At 73.3% G+C, this 18,568-nt stretch carries 17 protein-coding genes; 6 read left to right on the forward strand and 11 right to left on the reverse strand.

Translation table 11 applies throughout. The features are described 5' to 3' along the window. Positions 1–2: 2 nt before the first annotated feature. Both HHL19_RS12565 and HHL19_RS12570 read right to left on the reverse strand, forming a co-directional pair. Positions 3–782 (reverse strand): SDR family NAD(P)-dependent oxidoreductase, encoded by a 780-nt coding sequence (locus HHL19_RS12565; RefSeq protein WP_169088679.1) that lies wholly within the window; start codon positions 780–782, stop codon positions 3–5. A 62-nt stretch (positions 783–844) separates the two neighbouring features. Next, positions 845–2,095, reverse strand: a complete 1,251-nt coding sequence (locus tag HHL19_RS12570; RefSeq protein WP_169089017.1) for an FAD-binding protein — start codon at positions 2,093–2,095, stop codon at positions 845–847. A 125-nt stretch (positions 2,096–2,220) separates the two neighbouring features. Between HHL19_RS12570 and HHL19_RS12575 the strand changes: the two genes are divergently transcribed. Continuing rightward, positions 2,221–3,156 (forward strand): YihY/virulence factor BrkB family protein, encoded by a 936-nt coding sequence (locus HHL19_RS12575; protein ID WP_169088681.1) that lies wholly within the window; start codon positions 2,221–2,223, stop codon positions 3,154–3,156. On the opposite strand, the gene HHL19_RS12580 is transcribed toward HHL19_RS12575, so the two are convergent. Both HHL19_RS12580 and HHL19_RS12585 read right to left on the reverse strand, forming a co-directional pair. Next, positions 3,065–4,399: a D-alanyl-D-alanine carboxypeptidase gene (locus tag HHL19_RS12580; RefSeq protein WP_169088683.1), complete on the reverse strand. Its 1,335-nt coding sequence runs from the start codon at positions 4,397–4,399 to the stop codon at positions 3,065–3,067. The two genes, HHL19_RS12575 and HHL19_RS12580, sit on opposite strands and share 92 nt — an antisense overlap. A gap of 675 nt (positions 4,400–5,074) precedes the next feature. Further along, a complete protein-coding gene (locus tag HHL19_RS12585; RefSeq protein ID WP_169088685.1) occupies positions 5,075–5,314 on the reverse strand; it encodes a hypothetical protein in 240 nt (79 codons plus the stop codon). A 128-nt stretch (positions 5,315–5,442) separates the two neighbouring features. Here HHL19_RS12585 and HHL19_RS12590 point away from each other — a divergent pair, with 128 nt between their 5' ends. After that, positions 5,443–6,717: a metallophosphoesterase gene (locus HHL19_RS12590; RefSeq protein WP_346768294.1), complete on the forward strand. Its 1,275-nt coding sequence runs from the start codon at positions 5,443–5,445 to the stop codon at positions 6,715–6,717. A gap of 195 nt (positions 6,718–6,912) precedes the next feature. Beyond that, positions 6,913–8,466 carry an ABC transporter substrate-binding protein gene (locus HHL19_RS12595; protein ID WP_169088689.1) on the forward strand — a complete coding sequence of 518 codons (1,554 nt, stop codon included), beginning with the start codon at positions 6,913–6,915 and terminating at the stop codon, positions 8,464–8,466. A gap of 58 nt (positions 8,467–8,524) precedes the next feature. Here the strand turns inward: HHL19_RS12595 and HHL19_RS12600 are convergent, their stop codons facing one another. From HHL19_RS12600 to HHL19_RS12610, 3 genes are read right to left on the reverse strand one after another with little or no spacing between them, the layout of a single operon-like run. Beyond that, positions 8,525–9,301 carry a TetR family transcriptional regulator gene (locus tag HHL19_RS12600; RefSeq protein ID WP_169088691.1) on the reverse strand — a complete coding sequence of 259 codons (777 nt, stop codon included), beginning with the start codon at positions 9,299–9,301 and terminating at the stop codon, positions 8,525–8,527. Between the two features lie 10 nt (positions 9,302–9,311). Next, complete coding sequence (locus HHL19_RS12605) at positions 9,312–9,761, reverse strand: DCC1-like thiol-disulfide oxidoreductase family protein (protein WP_169088693.1); 450 nt, start codon at positions 9,759–9,761, stop codon at positions 9,312–9,314. Positions 9,762–9,775: 14 nt separating this feature from the next. Beyond that, positions 9,776–10,210 (reverse strand): hypothetical protein, encoded by a 435-nt coding sequence (locus HHL19_RS12610; RefSeq protein WP_169088695.1) that lies wholly within the window; start codon positions 10,208–10,210, stop codon positions 9,776–9,778. A gap of 181 nt (positions 10,211–10,391) precedes the next feature. On the opposite strand from HHL19_RS12610, the gene HHL19_RS12615 reads away from it, so the two are divergent. After that, the gene (locus HHL19_RS12615) at positions 10,392–11,180 is read left to right on the forward strand and encodes an alpha/beta hydrolase (RefSeq protein ID WP_169088697.1); all 789 of its coding nucleotides are present in this window, start codon (positions 10,392–10,394) and stop codon (positions 11,178–11,180) included. Here the strand turns inward: HHL19_RS12615 and HHL19_RS12620 are convergent. Together HHL19_RS12620 and HHL19_RS12625 are read right to left on the reverse strand one after the other, a co-directional pair. Next, complete coding sequence (locus HHL19_RS12620; protein WP_169088699.1) at positions 11,152–13,677, reverse strand: DUF4132 domain-containing protein; 2,526 nt, start codon at positions 13,675–13,677, stop codon at positions 11,152–11,154. The two genes, HHL19_RS12615 and HHL19_RS12620, sit on opposite strands and share 29 nt — an antisense overlap. A 35-nt stretch (positions 13,678–13,712) precedes the next feature. Next, positions 13,713–14,927 carry an MFS transporter gene (locus HHL19_RS12625; RefSeq protein ID WP_169088701.1) on the reverse strand — a complete coding sequence of 405 codons (1,215 nt, stop codon included), beginning with the start codon at positions 14,925–14,927 and terminating at the stop codon, positions 13,713–13,715. Positions 14,928–15,066: 139 nt separating this feature from the next. On the opposite strand from HHL19_RS12625, the gene HHL19_RS12630 reads away from it, so the two are divergent. Both HHL19_RS12630 and HHL19_RS12635 read left to right on the forward strand, forming a co-directional pair. Further along, positions 15,067–15,603 carry a MarR family transcriptional regulator gene (locus tag HHL19_RS12630; protein ID WP_169088703.1) on the forward strand — a complete coding sequence of 179 codons (537 nt, stop codon included), beginning with the start codon at positions 15,067–15,069 and terminating at the stop codon, positions 15,601–15,603. Positions 15,604–15,637: 34 nt separating this feature from the next. After that, entirely contained in the window at positions 15,638–15,961 is a 324-nt protein-coding gene (locus tag HHL19_RS12635; protein ID WP_169088705.1) for a hypothetical protein, read from the forward strand. A 73-nt stretch (positions 15,962–16,034) separates the two neighbouring features. Here the strand turns inward: HHL19_RS12635 and HHL19_RS12640 are convergent, their stop codons facing one another. Further along, entirely contained in the window at positions 16,035–16,793 is a 759-nt protein-coding gene (locus tag HHL19_RS12640; protein WP_169088707.1) for a succinate dehydrogenase iron-sulfur subunit, read from the reverse strand. Next, positions 16,793–18,547: a succinate dehydrogenase flavoprotein subunit gene (gene sdhA / locus HHL19_RS12645; protein WP_169088709.1), complete on the reverse strand. Its 1,755-nt coding sequence runs from the start codon at positions 18,545–18,547 to the stop codon at positions 16,793–16,795. Before sdhA ends, HHL19_RS12640 begins: the two co-directional genes overlap by 1 nt. Between the last annotated feature and the right edge of the window lie 21 nt (positions 18,548–18,568).

Below are 18,568 nucleotides of genomic sequence, written 5' to 3' on the forward strand. Positions count from 1 at the left end.
ACTCACACCGGCAGCCGCCGGTGCAGCGGGCGCGGTACGTGCCGCAGCGCGGAGGCCACCAGGCGGAGCGGAGCGGGTACCCACACCGTCTCCGAGCGGCGCCGCAGCCCCAGCTCGATCGCGCCCGCGACCGCCTCCGGGGTGGTCGACAGCGGCGCCGGCTCCGGCCGCCCCGCCGCCCGCCCCGCCGCACCCGACGCCCCCGCCGAGCGCACCGCGCCGGGCCGCACCACCATGACGTGCACCCCCGTCCCGTACAGCGCGTCCCCCAGGCCCTGCGCGAAGACGTCGAGCCCCGCCTTCGACGAGCCGTAGATGAAGTCCGAGCGCCGCCCCCGCTCGCCCGCCACCGACGACAGCACCACCAGCGAACCGTGCCCCTGCGCCTGGAGCGCGCCCGCGCACACCAGGGCCGCCGAGACGGCACCCGTGTAGTTCGTCTGCGCGACCCGCACCGCCGCCGCGGGATCCGACTCGTCGCGCGCCTGGTCGCCGGGGACCCCGAAGGCCAGCAGCACCAGATCGACGTCGCCCTCCGCGAAGATCCGCCCGAGCCGCTCCGCGTGGACGTCCGTGTCCAGCGCGTCGAAGGACACCACGCGCACCTCGGCCCCCAGGGCGCGCAGCGAGCCGGCCGCGGCGGTCAGCTCGGGGGAGGGGCGGCCGGCCAGCCAGACCGTACGGGTCCGGCGGGCGATCAGCCGGCGCGCGGTGGCCAGCCCGATGGCGGACGTGCCGCCGAGCAGCAGCAGGGACTGGGGGGCACCGAAGGCGTCCTTCACGACGCATCACTCCTGACGGGTCGAACGGTTTCAGAGGCCGGGACGGCCAGAGGCCGAGACGGTCAGAGGCCGAGACGGCGGGAGAGGTCCGAGCGGAACACGGACCGGGGATCGAGCGCGGCCCGCAGCCCCCGGAAGGCGTCGAGCCGCGGATACATCACGGGGAGCAGCGCGGGCCGCAGCCGGGCGTCCTCGGCGAGGCAGACCCGCCCGCCGGCCGCCGCCACCCGCTCGTCGAGCACGTCCAGGAACCGCCCGAGCCCGCGCGCCCCGGCGGGCACGTCGACGGTCAGGCACCAGCCGCGCACCGGGAACGCCAGCGGCCCCGCCCCGTCCGCGTACACCCGCTCCACGCGCGCGTGCCGGGCGCCCCGGGCGGGGGAGCGCCGGTCGCCGAGCAGCGCCAGGAGCCCGCGCAGCGCCTCCTCCCGGCCCTCGGGGACGGCGCACCGGTACCGCACGAAGCCCGCCCGGGGGCCGCGGCCGTACGCCGGGAGCACGCGCGCGTGCGCGAGCCCCGGCAGCGGCCGCAGCCCGCCGGACCCCAGCCCGCCGGACCCCAGCCCGCCCGGCCACGCCCCGGGGAAGGGCGGCGGGGCCAGCGGAGTGCGGCGGGCCCGGTGGCCCCGGGGCAGACCGGCGTACGGGACCGGCGCGGCGGTCGTGAGGACGGCGCGGCCCCGCCCGGCCGGCTCGACCCGCGCCCGCGCGTACGGCTCCGGGACGGCGCCGGGCGCGGTCCAGTGCGCGAGCAGCGCGTCGACGTCCCGGAAACGGGTGACCCGCTCCCGCAGGTACGCCGTCTCGACGGAACGCAGCGCCAGCGTCACCGCGAGGACGACGCCGGTGAGGCCGAGCCCGCCGACGGTCGCGTCGAAGAGCGGCTCGCCGCGCCGGACGGTCCTGGACTTCCCGTCGGCGCCGAGGAGTTCGAGCGCCTCGACCCCGTTCCCGTACCCCGAGGCGACCGTCCCGCCCGCCGTCCACGGGCCCCCGCCGGTCCGCGGGTGGAGCCCGTACGGAAGCAAGGCGCGGGCGAGCGCGCCCAGTTCCGTCCCGGCCTCGCAGACCACCAGGCCCGCCGCCTCGTCCAGGCCGCGGATCCGGTCCAGCGCGGTCACGTCCAGGACGGTGCCGCCCGCGTTCTGCGCCGCGTCGCCGCAGGACCGGCCGCGGCCCCGGGCGACGGCGCCGCGCGGCCCCCGGGCCAGGACCGCCCCGGCGGCCTCGGCGGCCGTGCGGGGCCGGGCGAGCAGCGCGAGCGAGGGTGCGGTGCGCCCGGCACCCGTGAGGGGCACGAAGTCGTCGTCCAGGACGAGGGGTTCGACAGCCATGAGGGCGACGGTATCGCCGTATCTGTCTCCTATGCCGGTATTGCCGCCGCTGCGGTCCGGTGTCGGTCCCCGCACCCCGCCCGCGACCGGGGGATGCTCGGGGCATGGACTGGCTGACCAAGCTCCCCGTCATCGGCCCCTGGGTCGCCCGGCTGATGAGGACGCACGCCTGGCGCTCCTACGAGCGGCTCGACGAAGTGCACTGGACCCGGCTCGCCGCCGCCATCACCTTCCTCTCCTTCCTCGCCCTCTTCCCGCTGATCACCGTCGCCGCCGCGATCGGCGCCGCGCTGCTCACCCAGGACCAGCTCGACCGCATCGAGGAGAAACTCTCCGACCAGGTCCCCGGCATCTCCGACCAGCTCGACATCGGCGGCCTCGTCGCCAACGCCGGCACCGTCGGCCTCGTCGCCGGCGCCGTGCTGCTCTTCACCGGCATCAGCTGGATCGGCGCGATGCGGGACTGCCTGCGCGCCGTCTGGCTGCTCGACGACGCCGACGAGGGCAACCCGGTGGTCCGCAAGGGCAAGGACGCGATCGTCCTCTTCGGCCTCGGCGGCGTCGCCCTCTGCTCGCTCGCCGCCTCCTGGCTCGGCTCCACGGCCGTCGGCTGGAGCGCCGACCGGCTCGGCATCTCCGGCGGCGGCGCGGGCGGCGTGGTCCTCCAGCTCGCCGCCGTCCTCGTCGCCATGGCCGCCGACTTCCTGATCCTGCTCTACGTCCTCAAGCTGCTGCCCGGCGTCGAACCGCCGCGCCGCCGGCTCGTGGTCGCCGCCCTGATCGGCGCGGCCGGCTTCGAACTCCTCAAACTGCTGCTCGGCGGCTACATGCGCGAGGTCGCGGCGAAGTCGATGTACGGGGCCTTCGGCGTGCCGGTGGCCCTGCTCCTGTGGATCAACTTCACCGCGAAACTCCTGCTGTTCTGCTCGGCCTGGACGGCCGCGGACGCTAAGGAGCCACCTCGGGATCAGAAGCCGGAGAAGGATCAGTCGCCTGGGAACGGGCACGATCCCGCCCCGCCGCCGGCCAGCGCCGGTTGACCAGGAACACCGCGCCCGCGAGCAGCACCAGCACCCCGCCCGCGATCGCCAGCGCGATCCCGACGCCGCCCGAGCCGCCCTGGGCACCGGCCGCGACGGCCGGACCGGCCGACCGCGGGTGCTCCTTGCCCGGCCCGGCCGCCGCCCCCGACTCCGTACCCGCCGAAGGCCGCGCCACCGGCACCACGTTGCGCGGCGCCACCAGCTCGCCCACCGGCGTCACCTTCCCGGACGCCGCGAAGCCCCAGTCGAGCAGCCGCGCGGCCTCCTTGTAGACCGCGAACTGCTCCTTCGACGAGGGGTTCATCACCGTCACGAGCAGCACCCGCCCGTTCCGCTCGGCGACCCCCGTGAAGGTGGCGCCCGCGTGGGTGGTGTTGCCGTTCTTGACCCCGGCGATGCCCTGGTACGGGGCGATGCCGAAGTCACCGGTCAGCAGCCGGTTGGTGTTCTGGATCTCGAAGGTCTCGCGCTTCTTGCCCGGCTTCGCCTCACCGGGGAAAGCGGCCCGCGCGGTCGCCGCGTACTCCCGGAACTCCTTCTTCTGCATGCCGCTGCGGGCGATCAGCGTCAGGTCGTACGCCGACGAGACCTGCCCCGGCGCGTCGTAGCCGTCCGGCGACTTCACCAGGGTGTCGAGCGCCTGGAGCTCCGCCGCGTGCGCGTTCATCTCGGCGACGGTCTTGCCGAGCCCCTGGTTCATCTGCGTCAGCACGTGCACGGCGTCGTTGCCGGACCGCAGGAAGACGCCCAGCCACAGGTCCCGGACCGTGTAGCTCTGCTTCTCCTTTATCCCGACGAGACTCGACCCCTCGCCGATCCCCGCCAGGTCCTGCGCGGTCACCAGGTGCGTCTGCTTCTGGTCCGTGAACTTCGGCAGCAGGGTGTCCGCGAAGAGCATCTTCAGCGTGGAGGCGGGCGCGAGCCGCCAGTGCGCGTTGTGCGAGGCGAGCACCGCGCCGCTCTCCGCGTCCGCGACGATCCACGACCGCGCCGACAGCTCCTTCGGCAGCACCGGCGCCCCGGTCCCCAGCTTCACCTGGGTCCCCGGCAGCCCCAGCAGCGCCCCGCCCACCGACGACATGTTCGCCGGCGGCGTGGGCTGCGGCGAAGCGGTCGGCGTCGCGGACGCCGTACCCCCCGGCTTCACCGGCTCATCCGCATGCGCGGGCCCCCCACCGATCGCGAACGGAAGCAACAGAGCGGCGACGACCGCACCAGCGGTCCTGTTCGAAACAGACACGACCGAGAACGTACCTCCCCGCCCCACCGAACCGAACCCCGCGCCCCCTCTCGCCCCCACCCGTCCACCCGGACGCGGGGTCGCGGCAGCGTCCGGCGCCGTCGAGCGCAGCCCGCCCGGAGGTCGTGTCCGGAGGCGCAGGTGGCGGCCGGCGAGGCGCCGGCGGCGAGCAGGGGTTGGGAGGTCGTCCATACGTTCAAAGACGTCGGTAGGTCCGGTTGGGATCCACACGCGATCCGACCGGCCTTCGAAGACCTTGTGTCGCCGTGCGCGCGGGTGAGGTCGATGGGGTGGTCGACGAACTGTCCCGGCTGACCCGCAAGGGCGCACACGACGCCCTGGAGACCGACAACGAGTTCAAGAAGTACGGAGTCCGCTTCGTCTCCGTCCGGGCCAAGGACGAGACCAGGGCAGGGGCGCGCCCGTCGTCGTGTCCCGGCACCCCGCGTGCGCCGAGCCGTACAGGCGGGATCGGTGACCCGCGCTGTCTACCGGTTCGTAGAGCACTCCATTCGCCATGAGCCGTCGGGCGGAGTGACGTACGAACTGTTCTGTACGGCTCCTGGCTGCGACGAGGAATCCGGACCCCGGGAGGGGCGGGAGGCGGCGCAGGACTGGGTGCCCATGCCCGAGTGAGTCGCGCGGAGTGAGGTGGGCGCCGTCCCTGGTGGGTTTCTACTTGCTCGCGTTCGCTCGTACGCCTCGCAGGCCGATCACGCCGACAGCGGTTCCCAGGGCGAAGGAGGTGATCGCCAGAGCGAGGTGGACCCAGAAGTAGGCGGTCGGGTCGCCCGCGTCGTCGAAGGCGAGTCCGCTCGCGTCCTTGACGAGGTTGCGGGCGAAGGTGATCCAGATCACCCAGGACCAGGCGCCGAACGCGAGCAGGAACCAGGACGTGGGCCGGTTGAGTTTCACGGGTGCCCTTCCGAGAGGCGAGCGGGTCGGCTCTGCCAGTATCCGACGCGGTCCCCTCGGTCCGGTGGCGGGGGTTCCCCATGTGCCTGCCGCCGCTCCTGCCGACTGACACAAGTGAGGTTCCGGGCGTGATCGCCTTCTTCCTGGTCGTGGTTCTCGCGTTGCTCGTTCTCGTGCACTGGTACGTGTGGCGGCGGGTGGTCCGGGACGTGACCGTGCCCGGCGGGCTCGCGCGGCGGGTCGGGACGGGGGTGGTGGTCGCGCTGCCCGCGCTGTCGGTCGGGGCGCTCGTGTCGGGGCGGGCGGGGGCGCCGTTCGCGGTGCAGCAGGTGGTGGCCTGGCCCGGGTTCCTGTGGCTCGCGACGCTGCTCTACCTGGTGCTCGCGCTGGTCGTGGGGGAGGCGGTGCGGCCGCTGCTGACGCGGTGGCTCGCGCGGCGGGCGGCGGCTCGGGCCGTCGTGACCGCGCCCGTGACCGTACCCGCGCCCGCGCCCGCTCCCGTACCGGAGGGGCTGCCGGAGGGCGAGCCCGGGGCGGAGTCCGAGCCGGCGGTGGTCACGGCCCCCGCCGCCGACGTGTCGCGGCGGCTGTTCGTGTCGCGGGTCGTCGGTGGGGCCGCGGTGGCCGTCGCCGCGGGGACGGTGGGGAACGGGGCGTACGGGGTGCTGCGCGGGCCCCGGGTGAAGCGGGTGACCGTGCCGCTGGCGAAGCTGCCGCGGGCGGCGCACGGGTACCGGATCGCCGTCGTCTCCGACATCCACCTCGGGCCGATCCTCGGGCGGGCCCACTCGCAGCGGATCGTCGACGCGATCAACGCCACCCAGCCCGATCTGATCGCCGTCGTCGGCGACCTCGTCGACGGCACCGTGGCGGACCTCGGGCCGGCCGCCGAGCCGCTCGCGGGGCTGCGCGCCCGGCACGGTTCCTTCTTCGTCACCGGCAACCACGAGTACTTCTCCGGTGCCGACGCCTGGGTCGACCACGTCCGCGAGCTCGGCATGCGGCCGCTGCGCAACGAGCGCCTGGAGATCGCCGCGGGCTTCGACCTCGCCGGAGTGGACGACGTGGCGGGGGAGAGGGAAGGGCAGGGGCCCGATTTCGTTCGGGCGCTCGGGGACCGGGACCGGTCGCGCGCGGCCGTCCTCCTCGCCCACCAGCCGGTCGTCATCGACGACGCCGTCGCCCACGGCGTCGACCTCCAGCTCTCCGGCCACACCCACGGCGGCCAGCTCTGGCCCGGCAACCTCCTCGCCGAGCTCGCCAACCCGACCGTGGCCGGTCTGGAGCGGTACGGCGACACCCAGCTGTACGTCTCCCGGGGCGCGGGCGCCTGGGGACCCCCGGTCCGGGTCGGCGCGCCGTCCGACATCACCGTCGTCCAACTCGCCTCGAAACAGGCCTAATCGGCGGCTGTCACTCCCTGCGCCGAGGTCGATACGTGCTGCTCATCGACTTAAATTCGCATTTCCCGGACATATGCATGCCATGTGAAGGTTTCCTCTTCCCCATGTGAAAGCCGTGTGATTGGGTGGCGCAAACGCGACGATTCGGGGGCCGTCGCTCTTTGGGGCGTTTGCGCGAAAAAAGGAAGCACGGCAATGCGGTCGACGGTCCGTCTCCGGATCCTCATCACTTGTGGAGTACTGGTGGCCGCGGGGGTGGGGGGCTGGCAACTCCTGCCCTCCGGCGAGGGACGCACCGACCCCATCCCCGTGGGCACGACCGACGAGGTCACCTCGCTCGACCCGGCCGGCGCGTACGACGCCGGCTCCTGGGCGCTCTACGGCAACGTCTACCAGTCGCTGCTGACCTTCAAGTCGGGCTTCACCACGCCGACCCCGGACGCCGCCGAGAGCTGCAAGTTCGTGAGCGACAGGCTCACCACGTACCAGTGCACCCTCCGGGACGACCTCAGCTTCGCCAGCGGGCGCAAGGTGACGGCCGAGGACGTCAAGTACTCCTTCGACCGGATGCTGAAGATCAAGGCGGAGGTCGGTCCCGCCCCGCTCTTCCCCACCCTGAAGAGCGTCGTCGCCGACGGCCGCACGGTCACCTTCAACCTCGGTGCCCGGGACGCCACCTTCCCGCTGAAGCTGGCCACCGGCGCCGGGTCGATCGTCGACCGCGACCGCTACCAGGCCGACACCCTCCGCCAGGACAACGCCGTCGACGGCACGGGCCCGTACCTCCTCAAGGAGTACAAGCCCGGCGAGAGCGCCCTCCTGGAGCCCAACCCGAAGTACCGGGGCGCGCTGGCGGGGACGGGCCGCCCGGTCCTCGTGAAGTACTTCAAGCAGTCCGAGGACCTGGCGAACGCCTGGAAGTCCGGCGCCGTGCAGGTGACGCACCGCCAGCTCCCGCCGTCCTTCGTGGAGGGCCTCGACACCAACGGCGGCACCCGGCTCACCCAGGCGGAGAGCGCCGAGATCCGCAACATCAACTTCAACACCCGGCCCGGCTCGGTGATGGCGGAGAAGGCGGTGCGCCAGGCGGTCGCTGCCGTCCTCGACCGCCCGGCCATCACCACCGGCGTCTACAAGGGCACGGTCGAGCCGCTGTACTCGGTGATCCCGCAGGGCTTCGTCGGCCACAGCACGGCCTTCTACGACCGCTACCCGTCGCCGGACCAGGCGAAGGCGGCGAAGCTCCTGGAGGACGCCGGCGTGGACACGCCGGTCCGGTTCACCTTCGGCTACCGCCAGGACGCCACGTACAAGGCGGAGACCGCCGAGATCGAGGAGCAGCTGGAGAAGACCGGCCTCTTCGAGGTGAAGGTGGTGGAGGCCGACTGGCAGGCCTTCCAGAAGGGCTACACGAGCGGCGCCTACGACGCCTACACCGTCGGCTGGCTCCCCGACTTCCCCGACTCGGACAGCTTCACCGCCCCGCTCGTCGGCACCGGGAACGCCCTCTCCAGCGGCTACTCCAGCAAGACCGTCGACAAGCTGATCGCCGACACCCAGCAGTACAGCGAGCGGTCCCGGGCCACCCGTGACTTCAAGGCGATCCAGGACCTGGTCGCCCAGGACGTGCCGCTGGTCCCGCTCTGGCAGAAGAACGACTACGTCCTCGCCACCGAGGCCGTCGGCGGCTCGCAGAACCTCTCCGACGGCACCGGCATCTGGCGGCTGTGGGAACTCTTCTGGATCTGACCCCGACCGGCCGGCCCGTCGGCCGGCCCGTCGGCCGGCCCGTCGGCCGGTCCTTCGGTCAGTCCTTCTTCGGGGTGGTCCTGCGGGGCCGCCCCGAGGCCGCCATCCCGGCCGCCGTCGGCATGAAGTCGGCGAGCAGCTCGTGGGTCTCCTTCACCAGCGGGCGCAGGATCCGGAAGCGGGAGAGCGAGATCGCCCGCGCGGTGACCGGCGCCAGGCGCTCCACCAGGCGCCGGCTGTTGGCGGCGCCCTCGGAGCGGTCGTACACCCAGAAGAGGACGAGCCCCATCTGCTGGAGCCACAGCAGCTGGGGCAGGGCCTCGGACAGTTCGGGGTCGACCTTGACCGAGGCGCCGGAGATCACCCTCCGGTGCACCTCGATCGCCGCCTCGCGCGGCCCCTCCGACTCGGGGGAGAACGGCGAGAGCGGGCTGTCCGGGTCGGCGGCGTTCTTGAAGAACTGCGCCGCGAACTCGTGGTACGGCTCCGCGATGTCGAGCCAGGCGAGCAGGACGCCCCTGATGCGGGCGACGAGTTCCTTCTCGCCGCCCTCCAGGACCGGCTGGACGGCCGCCTGGTGCTCCTCGGCGATCCGGTCGTAGAAGCCCTGGACCAGGTGCTCCTTGGACGCGAAGTAGTAGTAGGCGTTCCCGACCGAGACCCCGGCCTCCTGGGCGATCGCCCGCATGGTGGTCTTGTCGTACCCCCGCTCCCGGAAGAGCCGCAGCGCGGTCTCCAGGATGAGCGTCCGGGTCTGCTCGCTCTTCGGGGCCTTCGGGGTGTCCGGGGCCTTCGGGGTGTCCGGGGTGTCCGGGGCCTTCTTCTCTTCCGTCACGCGGTCGAGCCTAACCGGGCGGACCGGGCGCCTCGCAGTGCCCGTCCTCGCAGTGCCCGTCCCCGCCGGGGCCCTTGAGCGCCTCCCGCCACTTCGCGGCGGCGAGGACCGCGGCGCGGGCGAGGGGCTGTCCGGCGGGGGTGGCGAGCCAGTGGGCCCTGGGCCGGTGTTCGGTCAGTGCCCACAGGCAGACGATCCAGGCGGCCGAGGCGGTGTAGACCTGGCCCCGGTCCCCGACCACGGTGATCTCCCGCAGGGTGGAGGCGTGGTCGAGGTCGGGGAAGAGCTCCCTGGCCCGCTCCGAGCCTGCCGGGACGAGGTCCAGCGGCACGAGCTGCCGCTGGCGCAGCAGCCAGTGCCTGAGGTGTACGCAGAGCGGGCACTCGGCGTCGTACAGCACGGTGAGGCGCCGGACGGGGGTGCCGCGGCGGGCTTCCGCGTGGATGGCGGTGTGCGTCATGGCCGGGGCCCGGCTCAGGCCTGCGGGGCGGGCGGGGCCCAGGGGCCGTTCTTGGGGCCGTTGGTCCAGCCCTGCGGGGCGACCGGCGGGACCTGTTCGCGCTCCAGGGCGCCCCGGCGGCGGATCTTGTTGAGGACGTAGACGTTGCCGAGGTGCATCACGCCGAGGACGAGGAGGACGACGCCGAGCTTGACGGAGAGGGCCTCGAGGAGCTCCCGGGCGTCGGCGACGGTCTGGTCCTGGCGCAGGTAGAGGGCGACGAAGCCGAAGTTGACGAGGTAGAAGCCGACCACCAGGAGGTGGTTGACGGCTTCGGCGAGCTTCTCGTTCCCGTGCAGCACGTCGGCGAGGAAGATCCTTCCGTTGCGGCTGAGGGTGCGGGCGACCCAGATGGTGAGGGCCACGCTGATGAGCAGGTAGGCGACGTACGCGACGACAGTGAGGTCCATGCCCCACGCTCCCTTGAACGCGTTCAAATGCTGGCAGGCATGACTGTAGACCTCCTCTTGAACGTGTTCAAGTCGGTGAGGGGGAGGATGCGGGAAAGGCATGGGAAGGGCGTGGGAAAGGCGTGGGAAAGGCGTGGGAAAGGCGTGGCCGGGTGTGTCAGGAGCGTCTAGAGTCGCGCGGATGACGCTCTCTCATGACGTGGCCGGATCCGGCCCGCGGACCGTCGTCCTGCTGCACTCCGGGGTCTGCGACCGCCGGATGTGGGACGGCCAGTTCCAGGCCCTCGCCGACGCCGGGCACCGGGTCGTCCGCTGCGACCTCCGGGGCTTCGGCGACACCCCCGTCGACGCGCCCCACCTCCACGCGGACGACGTACGCGACCTCCTCGACGCCCTCGGTGTCGACCGGGCCGTCCTCGTCGGCTCCTCCTTCGGCGGCGAGGTCGCCCTCGACATCGCCGTCCGCCACCCCGGCCGCACGGAGGCGCTGGCGCTGCTCTGCGCCGGCGCGCCGGTCGAGCACGAGGCGGGCCCCGAACTCCGCGCCTTCTTCACGCGCGAGGAAGCCCTCCTCGAAGCCGGCGACGTGGACGCCGCGACCGCGCTCAACGTCGACCTGTGGTGCGGCCCCGAGGCCGGACCGGAGGCCCGCGCCCTCGTCCACGCCATGCAGCGCCGCGCCTTCGAACTCCAGCTCCCCGTCCCCGAGGAGCTCGACGCCCGGCCCTCCGGCGTCACCGAGGGCGACCTCCGGGGCGTCACCGTGCCCGCCCTCGTCGCCACCGGCGCCCACGACGTCCCCGACTTCGGCGTCATCGGCGACCGGCTCGCCGCCCTCCTCCCGGCCGCCCGCCGCGTCGAACTCGACTGGGCCGGCCACCTCCCCGCCCTGGAACGCCCCGAGGAGACCCTGGCCCTCCTGACGGACTACCTGTCGGGACTCAGCGCCCCCGCCGCAGCTGCGCCGTGATCGTCGGGTCGGTGATCCGGTCGTCGGCGGCCAGCAGGAACGCCTTCGACAGGATCACCGACAGCATCCCGCCGTCCTCCTCGAACGGCAGGAACACCTTCCCCGCCGCCCGCCCCGCCTCCCGCGACCGGTCCACCACCACGCACAGATACGCGTCCGAGGGCTCCATCAGCACGTTCCCCGAGCCCAGATGGATCCGGTACGCCCCCAGCTCCCCCCGCACCCGCAGGAACCGGTCCGTCAGCTCCACCCGGTCCGCGATCCGGGTCCGCGGCAGCAGCCGGGCCAGCGTCTCCCGCCGCACCCGCGCCCCCTCGCCCAGCTCCCCGAAGCCCCAGCGCGTCCAGTAGTCGCCGTAGCCCCGGTCCTCGCCCCGGTCCCGCCAGTCCGGGTCCGCCCCGACCGACGCCACGCCCGTGAACAGGTCCACGTCCCGCAGCGCCTCCGACAGCACCAGCGCCGGCACCTCCGCCAGCTCCGCCCGCTCCCACGCGCCGCGCGGCCCGGCCGCCGCGGCCCGCCGCTCGAACCGCACCTGGTCGGTCGAGCAGAGCACGGCGACCCCGTCCGAGACCGCCCCGCCGTCGACCAGGTCCACGAAGAAGCGGGCCCGCCACCGGACGCCCTCCGCCGCCGGCAGCTCGCCCGGCGCGGGCAGCTCCTTCACCATCTCCGAGGAGTCGCCGTCGGAGAAGTACCCCAGGTGCCGCCCCGCCCAGCCCCGGCCCGTCATCAGCGCCCGCGCCTGCCCGTACCGCAGCACGTGCCCCGCGAAGCGGTTCGAGTACGCGGCGGTCTCCCGCTCCGCCGGCGTCAGCGGGTACACCTCCCGGAACACCTGCTTGAACGGCTGCCGCTCCTCCCGGTCGAGCAGCGCCGCCCGCCACCCGGCGACCTCCTCGTCCCCGGCCCGCAGCGGATGCCACAGCCGCAGCCGGTCGCCCGCCCCGACCGGCCGCGCGGTGCCGTCCGCCGCCGCGAGCACCCAGCCGCCGGCCGCCCGCTCGGGCAGCCCCGCCGTCCACTCCCCGGCCCCGTCCCCGGCCTCCCAGACCAGCGCCCGCGCCACCGCGCCCGTCACCGGAGGGTCCGCGTAGTACCGCCGCCAGCCCTCCGCCGGCCAGACCGTGCCCGCCGCCAGGTGCTCCTCCAGCCGGGCCCGCTCCTCGGCCAGCAGCGCCGACGCCTTCCGCAGCCCGGCCCGCACCTCCTTCAACTCCTCGGCGCGCGCCTCCCGCACCTCCTTCGGCGCGGTCTTCAGGAGCCTCCCCTCCGGGCCCCTGAAGGAGAGCAGCGCCGTGCCCGGCTCCCGTACCGCCAGCTCCGCCGTGTACGCCCCCAGGGCCGTCTCCCGCACCCCTCGCCCGTCGAGCCCGAGGTCAGGGACGGCCCGCTCCCGCAGCATCGACGCGGTCATCCCGGCCCGCGCCGAGACCGCCTCCGTGGCGCGCGCGATGCCCTTCGCCACCGTCCGGTTGACCACCCGCTTCGGCAGCCGCCCCAGCTCGGCGACGGCCGCCTCCGCCTGCTCCGCCGGGCACTCCCCGAGCACCGCGACGGCCGCCGTCGCGATCGGCTGGCTGCGGCACATCCCCCCGTGCCCGCCGATCCCCGTCCCCGCGTGCAGCGCCACGGCCCCCACCAGCGGCACCACCCACTCCTCCCGGAGGCCGAGCGCCGCCCACAACAGCCCCCGGACGAGGGAGGTGTTGGCGGCGCTCGCCAGGGTGGAGAGCCCCATCCCGACGAGGTCCGGGTCGTTCACCCGGTGCTCCTCCTGAGCGGCGATCCCCTCCAGGAGCCGTCGTACGACCTCCGGGCCGGACTCCGCCCCGGCGAGCAGCGCCGCCGCCCGCTTCCGCCAGGCCGGCGTCGCCCGCGCCCGGTCCATCGGCGCGCAGTGCGCCAGGAGCGCGGCCACCCCCGCCCCCGCGAGCAGCTCCGCGTGCGCGGCCCGCATCGCCGGGCCGTACCGGTCGAAGCCGTCCAGGACATGACGGGGCAGCAGCCCCGGCACGACCGGCACCTCGCGCCGCAGCAGGGCGCTCAGCCGGTAGCGGAGCGGGGCGATGCCGTCCTGGTCGAACCCGCCGTACCCGCGCGCGTACTCGGCGAGCCGGTGCAGGGACCGGACGTGCGTGCGCGAGAAGTCCTCGGCCTGCTCGCAGGCCGCGACCGCGAGCGGCACGAGTTCGGTGAAGCGCAGCTGGAGTTCGTGCGGGGCGATGCCCGCCTCGCCGCCCAGGAGGCGGCACAGCAGCAGATCGGCCTCCTCGGCCGACCAGCCCAGCTCCCGGCGGGCGAGCCGGTCGAGCGCGTCCGTCACCGCGCCCTTGCCGTTCCTGCGGCAGGCGTACCGGTGCACGGCGAGCGCGGCCTGCCGCAGCTCCGCCCCCTCCAGGGCGTCGAGCAACCCCCGCAGCGCGTCCGGCCCTTCGGCCGCGGCGCGCGCCACCGCTTCGATCGGATCGCCCACCGGGCCCGTGTTCCCCACCATGCCGACCACGGTAGGCCCCGCCACCGACAACGCCCTCAGCGCAGGCTCCGCACCCCCGGGACCAGCGCCGTCGCCAGGCAGCTGCCGCCGACCAGGACGGCCGCCACCACCAGCGGGACGCCCGGGCCCCAGGCCTCGGCGGCGAGCGGCGCGAGTGCGTAGCCGACCGGCATCGCGGCGAAGGAGAGGAGCGAGTCGTACGAGACCACCCGGGCCAGGACCTGCTCGGGCACCGCGCGCTGGACTGCGGTGTCCCAGACGGGGGTGAGGAAGCCCAGGCCGGCCTGGGCGAGTCCGTACGCGCCGATGACGGCCCAGGCGGGCGCCCCGGCCGCGAGCAGCAGCAGCGGCAGCGCGTAGCTCGCGAGGGCGAGGTTGGCGGTGAGGACGGGCCGCGAGGGGCTGAGCCGGTCGGCGAGGAGCGAGCCGGCGAGCAGGCCGACCGCGCCGACCTGGAGCAGCAGCACCCAGGCGCCCGCGCCGCCGAGCCGGTCGAGGGCGATGGCGGGGCCGAGGGTCATCAGGACGGCGGCGGCGCCGTTCCAGGCGCTGTGCGCGACGAGGCTGGTCCAGTACCAGTCGCGGGACCTGACCTCCCGCCAGCCCTGGCGCAGGTCGGTGAGGAAGGGCCGGTGGGGGACCGGCATCTTGTCGATCCGCAGGACGGCGAGGAGCGCGGCGCTGACGGCGAAGGAGGCCGCGTCCAGGACGAAGGCCAAGGCGGGGCCGACGGTGAGGACGAGCGCGCCGGCGAGCGCGGGCCCGCCGACGCGGGTGGCGCTGTGCGCGATGCCCATGGCGGCGTTGGCCCGGTGCAGGACGGCCTCGGCCACCGTCCCGCGCACCAGCGGGGAGGCGGTCGGCATGGCGAAGGCCCCGGCCGCCCCGCCGACGGCCGAGGCGGTGGCGATCAGCCACAGGGTGGGGCTGCCGCCGAGCAGCTGGAGGCCGACGAGGAGCTGGGAGGCGCACCGGACGAGGTCCATGCCGAGCGCGATGGCGCGGGCGTCGAAGCGGTCGGCGAGCACCCCGCCGACCGGCAGCAGAAGCAGCTTGGGGACCATCGCGCAGCCGAGGACCAGGGCGAGCGCGCCGGTGGACCCGGTGGCCTCCAGGACGGCGAGGGCGAGCGCGGCGGGGATCACGGCGTCGCCGGTGAGGGAGAGGACCCGCCCGGCGAAGAGCAGCCGGAAGGGACGGGTGCGCAGGGGGTGACGGACGGGAGGCGGTGCGATGACGGTAGCGGCCATTCCCGCAGAATATTTCGGAACCGAATAATTCGGCAACGAAATATACAGGGCCTGGCCTGGCCCGGCCCCGCCCGTCCCGCCCCCCCCGGCCCGCCCCGCCCCGCAGGCCCCCTCGTACCCCCGCACGTACGATCGCCCCATGAACCAGCCGGAACCCGCAGAGCCCCAGGAACAGGACTGGACCGACGCGCACGTCGCGCGCTGGCAGCCCGTCCTGCCCGATCTCGACCCCGTCGTCGAGGGCGCGGTCACCCGGATGAAGAAGCTCTCCGTCCACCTCCGCCGGGTCCGCGAGCAGTCCCTCCTCGACTTCGACCTCGAACGCCACGAGTTCGACACCCTGCACAAGCTCGCCGGCCGCGGCGGCTCCGCCGCCCCCTCCGAACTGGCCCAGGACCTCGACCTGGCCCCCGCCTCGGTCACCGGCCGCCTCGACGCCCTGGAGAAGCGCGGCCTCGTCCGCCGCACCCCCTCCACCACCGACCGCCGCCGGGTCGTCGTCGAGCTCACCGAGACCGGCCACACCGTCTGGGTCGGCGCCATGGACGTCCTCGGCCACGAGGAGGAGCGCCTCCTCGGCGTCCTCGACCCCGCCGAGCGCGCCACCCTCAACGACCTCCTCCGCCGCATCATGCTCGCCGCCGAGGAGGACCCCTCCGTCCCGCACTGGCACTGACCCGCTGTCAGTGGCGGTGCCTACCCTCGGCGTCATGGGAACAGTCACCTTCGTCGACGAGACGACCCTCGGCGGCCGCACCGCCTCCGCGCCCCTCGCCGTCGCCGAGGAGCGGCTGCCGCTGCGCGAGCTGATAGCCCGCCGGGTCGCCCTGGAGACCGGCCAGCACGGCCAGGACGCCCCGGACGACCCGGACGGCCACGAGGCCGCGCTCGGCCGTGCCCTGGACGCCTTCTCCCGCAACGGCTTCCTCGTCCTGGTCGGTGACCGGCAGATCGAGGACCTGGACGAGACGGTGGCGCTCGGCCCGGACACCGAGGTCGTCTTCCTCAGACTCGTCCCGCTGGTCGGCGGCTGACCTCCGCCCCGTACACGCGGGAAGGCCCCGCCTCCCAGGGGGAGACGGGGCCTTCCGCGGCACTGCGACGGGATCAGAAGCGACGCGTGATGAGCGCGCGCTTCACCTCCTGGATCGCCTTGGTGATCTCGATGCCACGCGGGCAGGCGTCCGTGCAGTTGAACGTGGTGCGGCAGCGCCACACGCCGTCCTTGTCGTTCAGGATCTCCAGGCGCTGCTCGCCGCCCTCGTCGCGCGAGTCGAAGATGAAGCGGTGCGCGTTGACGATCGCGGCCGGACCGAAGTACTGGCCGTCGTTCCAGAAGACCGGGCAGGACGACGTGCACGCGGCGCACAGGATGCACTTGGTGGTGTCGTCGAAGCGCTCGCGGTCCTCGGGGGACTGCTTGCGCTCGCGGGTCGGCTCGTTCCCCTGGGTGATGAGGAAGGGCATGACGTCGCGGTACGCCTGGAAGAAGGGCTCCATGTCGACCACGAGGTCCTTCAGCACCGTGAGGCCCTTGATGGGCTCGACGGTGATCGGCTTCTCGGGGTTCAGGTCCTTGATCAGCGTCTTGCAGGCGAGCCTGTTCTTGCCGTTGATCCGCATGGCGTCGGAACCGCAGATGCCGTGGGCGCAGGAGCGACGGAAGGTGAGCGTGCCGTCCAGGTCCCACTTGATCTTGTGGAGACCGTCGAGCACGCGCTCCTTCGGGTCGATCTCGACCTGGAAGTCCTCCCAGACCACCGCGTCCGAGAGCTCGGGGTTGAAGCGGCGGATCCGGAAGGTGACCGTGATGTACGGGGACGCGGCGGACTCCTTCTCCACCTTGTCCAGAACGGGGGTAGCCATCAGTACTTACGCTCCATCGGCTGGTAGCGGGTCTGGACGACCGGCTTGTAGTCGAGACGCACGGTCTCGGAGCCGTCCTTGCCGACCTCGCGGTACGCCATCGTGTGGCGCATGAAGTTGACGTCGTCGCGGTTGGGGTAGTCCTCGCGGTAGTGACCGCCGCGGGACTCCTTGCGCGCCAGGGCCGAGACGGCCATGACCTCGGCCAGTTCGAGCAGGTTGCCCAGCTCGATGGCCTCCAGGAGGTCGGTGTTGAACCGCTTGCCCTTGTCCTGGATGGACACGTTCTTGTAGCGCTCGCGCAGCTCGGCGATCTTCTCGACGGCCGTCTTGATGGTCTGCTCCGTGCGGAACACCATCACGTTGGCGTCCATCGTCTCCTGGAGCTCGCGGCGCAGGTCGGCGACCCGCTCGGTGCCCGTGGAGTTGCGCAGGTTCTCGATCTGCGCGACGACCATGGCCTCCGGGGCCTCCGGCAGCTCGACGTAGTCGTGCTTGTGGGAGTACTCGGCGGCGGCGATGCCCGCGCGACGCCCGAAGACGTTGATGTCGAGCAGCGAGTTGGTGCCGAGGCGGTTGGCGCCGTGCACCGACACGCAGGCGACCTCGCCGGCCGCGTACAGGCCCGGGACGACGGTGGTGTTGTCCGACAGGACCTCACCCTCGACGTTGGTCGGGATGCCGCCCATGGCGTAGTGCGCGGTGGGCTGGATCGGGATCGGGTCCGTGTACGGCTCGATGCCGAGGTACGTACGGGCGAACTCGGTGATGTCCGGGAGCTTGGCGTCGAGCTGCTCCGGCGGAAGGTGCGTCAGGTCCAGGTAGACGTGGTCGCCCTCGGGACCGCAGCCGCGGCCCTCGCGGATCTCCGTGTAGATGGAGCGGGAGACGACGTCACGGGACGCGAGGTCCTTCATGACCGGCGCGTACTTCTCCATGAAGCGCTCGCCGTCCTTGTTGCGGAGGATGCCGCCCTCACCGCGGGCGCCCTCCGTCAGGAGGATGCCCATGCGCCAGATGCCCGTCGGGTGGAACTGGAAGAACTCCATGTCCTCCAGGGGCAGGCCGCGGCGGTAGCAGGCGGCCTGGCCGTCACCGGTCAGGGTGTGGGCGTTCGACGTCACCTTGAAGAACTTGCCGGTGCCGCCGGAGGCGTAGACCACGGCCTTCGCCTGGAAGATGTGGATCTCGCCGGTGGCCAGCTCGTACGCGACGACGCCGGCGGACTTCTTGACGCCGTCGACCTCGACGATGAGCTGGTCCAGGACGTAGAACTCGTTGAAGAACTCCACGCCCTCCTTGATGCAGTTCTGGTACAGCGTCTGGAGGATCATGTGGCCGGTGCGGTCGCCCGAGTAGCAGGCGCGGCGGACCGGGGCCTCGCCGTGGTTGCGGGAGTGACCGCCGAACCGGCGCTGGTCGATGTCGCCGTTGGGCGTACGGCCGAACGGCAGGCCCATCTTCTCCAGGTCGAGGACGGCGTCGATGGCCTCCTTCGCCAGGATCTCGGCGGCGTCCTGGTCGACCAGGTAGTCACCGCCCTTGACCGTGTCGAAGGTGTGCCACTCCCAGTTGTCCTCCTCCACGTTGGCGAGCGCGGCGGCCATGCCGCCCTGCGCGGCGCCCGTGTGGGAGCGGGTGGGGTAGAGCTTCGTCAGCACGGCGGTGCGGCTGCGCTTCGTCGCCTCGATGGCGGCGCGCATGCCGGCGCCGCCGGCGCCGACGATGACGGTGTCGTACTTGTGGATCTTCATGGCGTGGTTACCTCAGCCCCG

Origin of the sequence: Streptomyces sp. R302, assembly GCF_012927245.1 — a bacterium.
GTDB lineage: Bacteria > Actinomycetota > Actinomycetes > Streptomycetales > Streptomycetaceae > Streptomyces.

Excerpts from the sequence above, each read along its gene's own strand:
- HHL19_RS12605 (WP_169088693.1), bottom strand. The coding sequence starts at position 9,761 with ATGACGCACACCGCCATCCACGCGGAAGCCCGCCGCGGCACCCCCGTC.
- HHL19_RS12610 (WP_169088695.1), bottom strand. The coding sequence starts at position 10,210 with ATGGACCTCACTGTCGTCGCGTACGTCGCCTACCTGCTCATCAGCGTG.
- HHL19_RS12620 (WP_169088699.1), bottom strand. The coding sequence starts at position 13,677 with ATGGTGGGGAACACGGGCCCGGTGGGCGATCCGATCGAAGCGGTGGCG.
- HHL19_RS12595 (WP_169088689.1), top strand. The coding sequence starts at position 6,913 with ATGCGGTCGACGGTCCGTCTCCGGATCCTCATCACTTGTGGAGTACTG.
- HHL19_RS12630 (WP_169088703.1), top strand. The coding sequence starts at position 15,067 with ATGAACCAGCCGGAACCCGCAGAGCCCCAGGAACAGGACTGGACCGAC.
- HHL19_RS12615 (WP_169088697.1), top strand. The coding sequence starts at position 10,392 with ATGACGCTCTCTCATGACGTGGCCGGATCCGGCCCGCGGACCGTCGTC.
- HHL19_RS12575 (WP_169088681.1), top strand. The coding sequence starts at position 2,221 with ATGGACTGGCTGACCAAGCTCCCCGTCATCGGCCCCTGGGTCGCCCGG.
- sdhA (WP_169088709.1), bottom strand. The coding sequence starts at position 18,547 with ATGAAGATCCACAAGTACGACACCGTCATCGTCGGCGCCGGCGGCGCC.
- HHL19_RS12640 (WP_169088707.1), bottom strand. The coding sequence starts at position 16,793 with ATGGCTACCCCCGTTCTGGACAAGGTGGAGAAGGAGTCCGCCGCGTCC.
- HHL19_RS12635 (WP_169088705.1), top strand. The coding sequence starts at position 15,638 with ATGGGAACAGTCACCTTCGTCGACGAGACGACCCTCGGCGGCCGCACC.
- HHL19_RS12625 (WP_169088701.1), bottom strand. The coding sequence starts at position 14,927 with ATGGCCGCTACCGTCATCGCACCGCCTCCCGTCCGTCACCCCCTGCGC.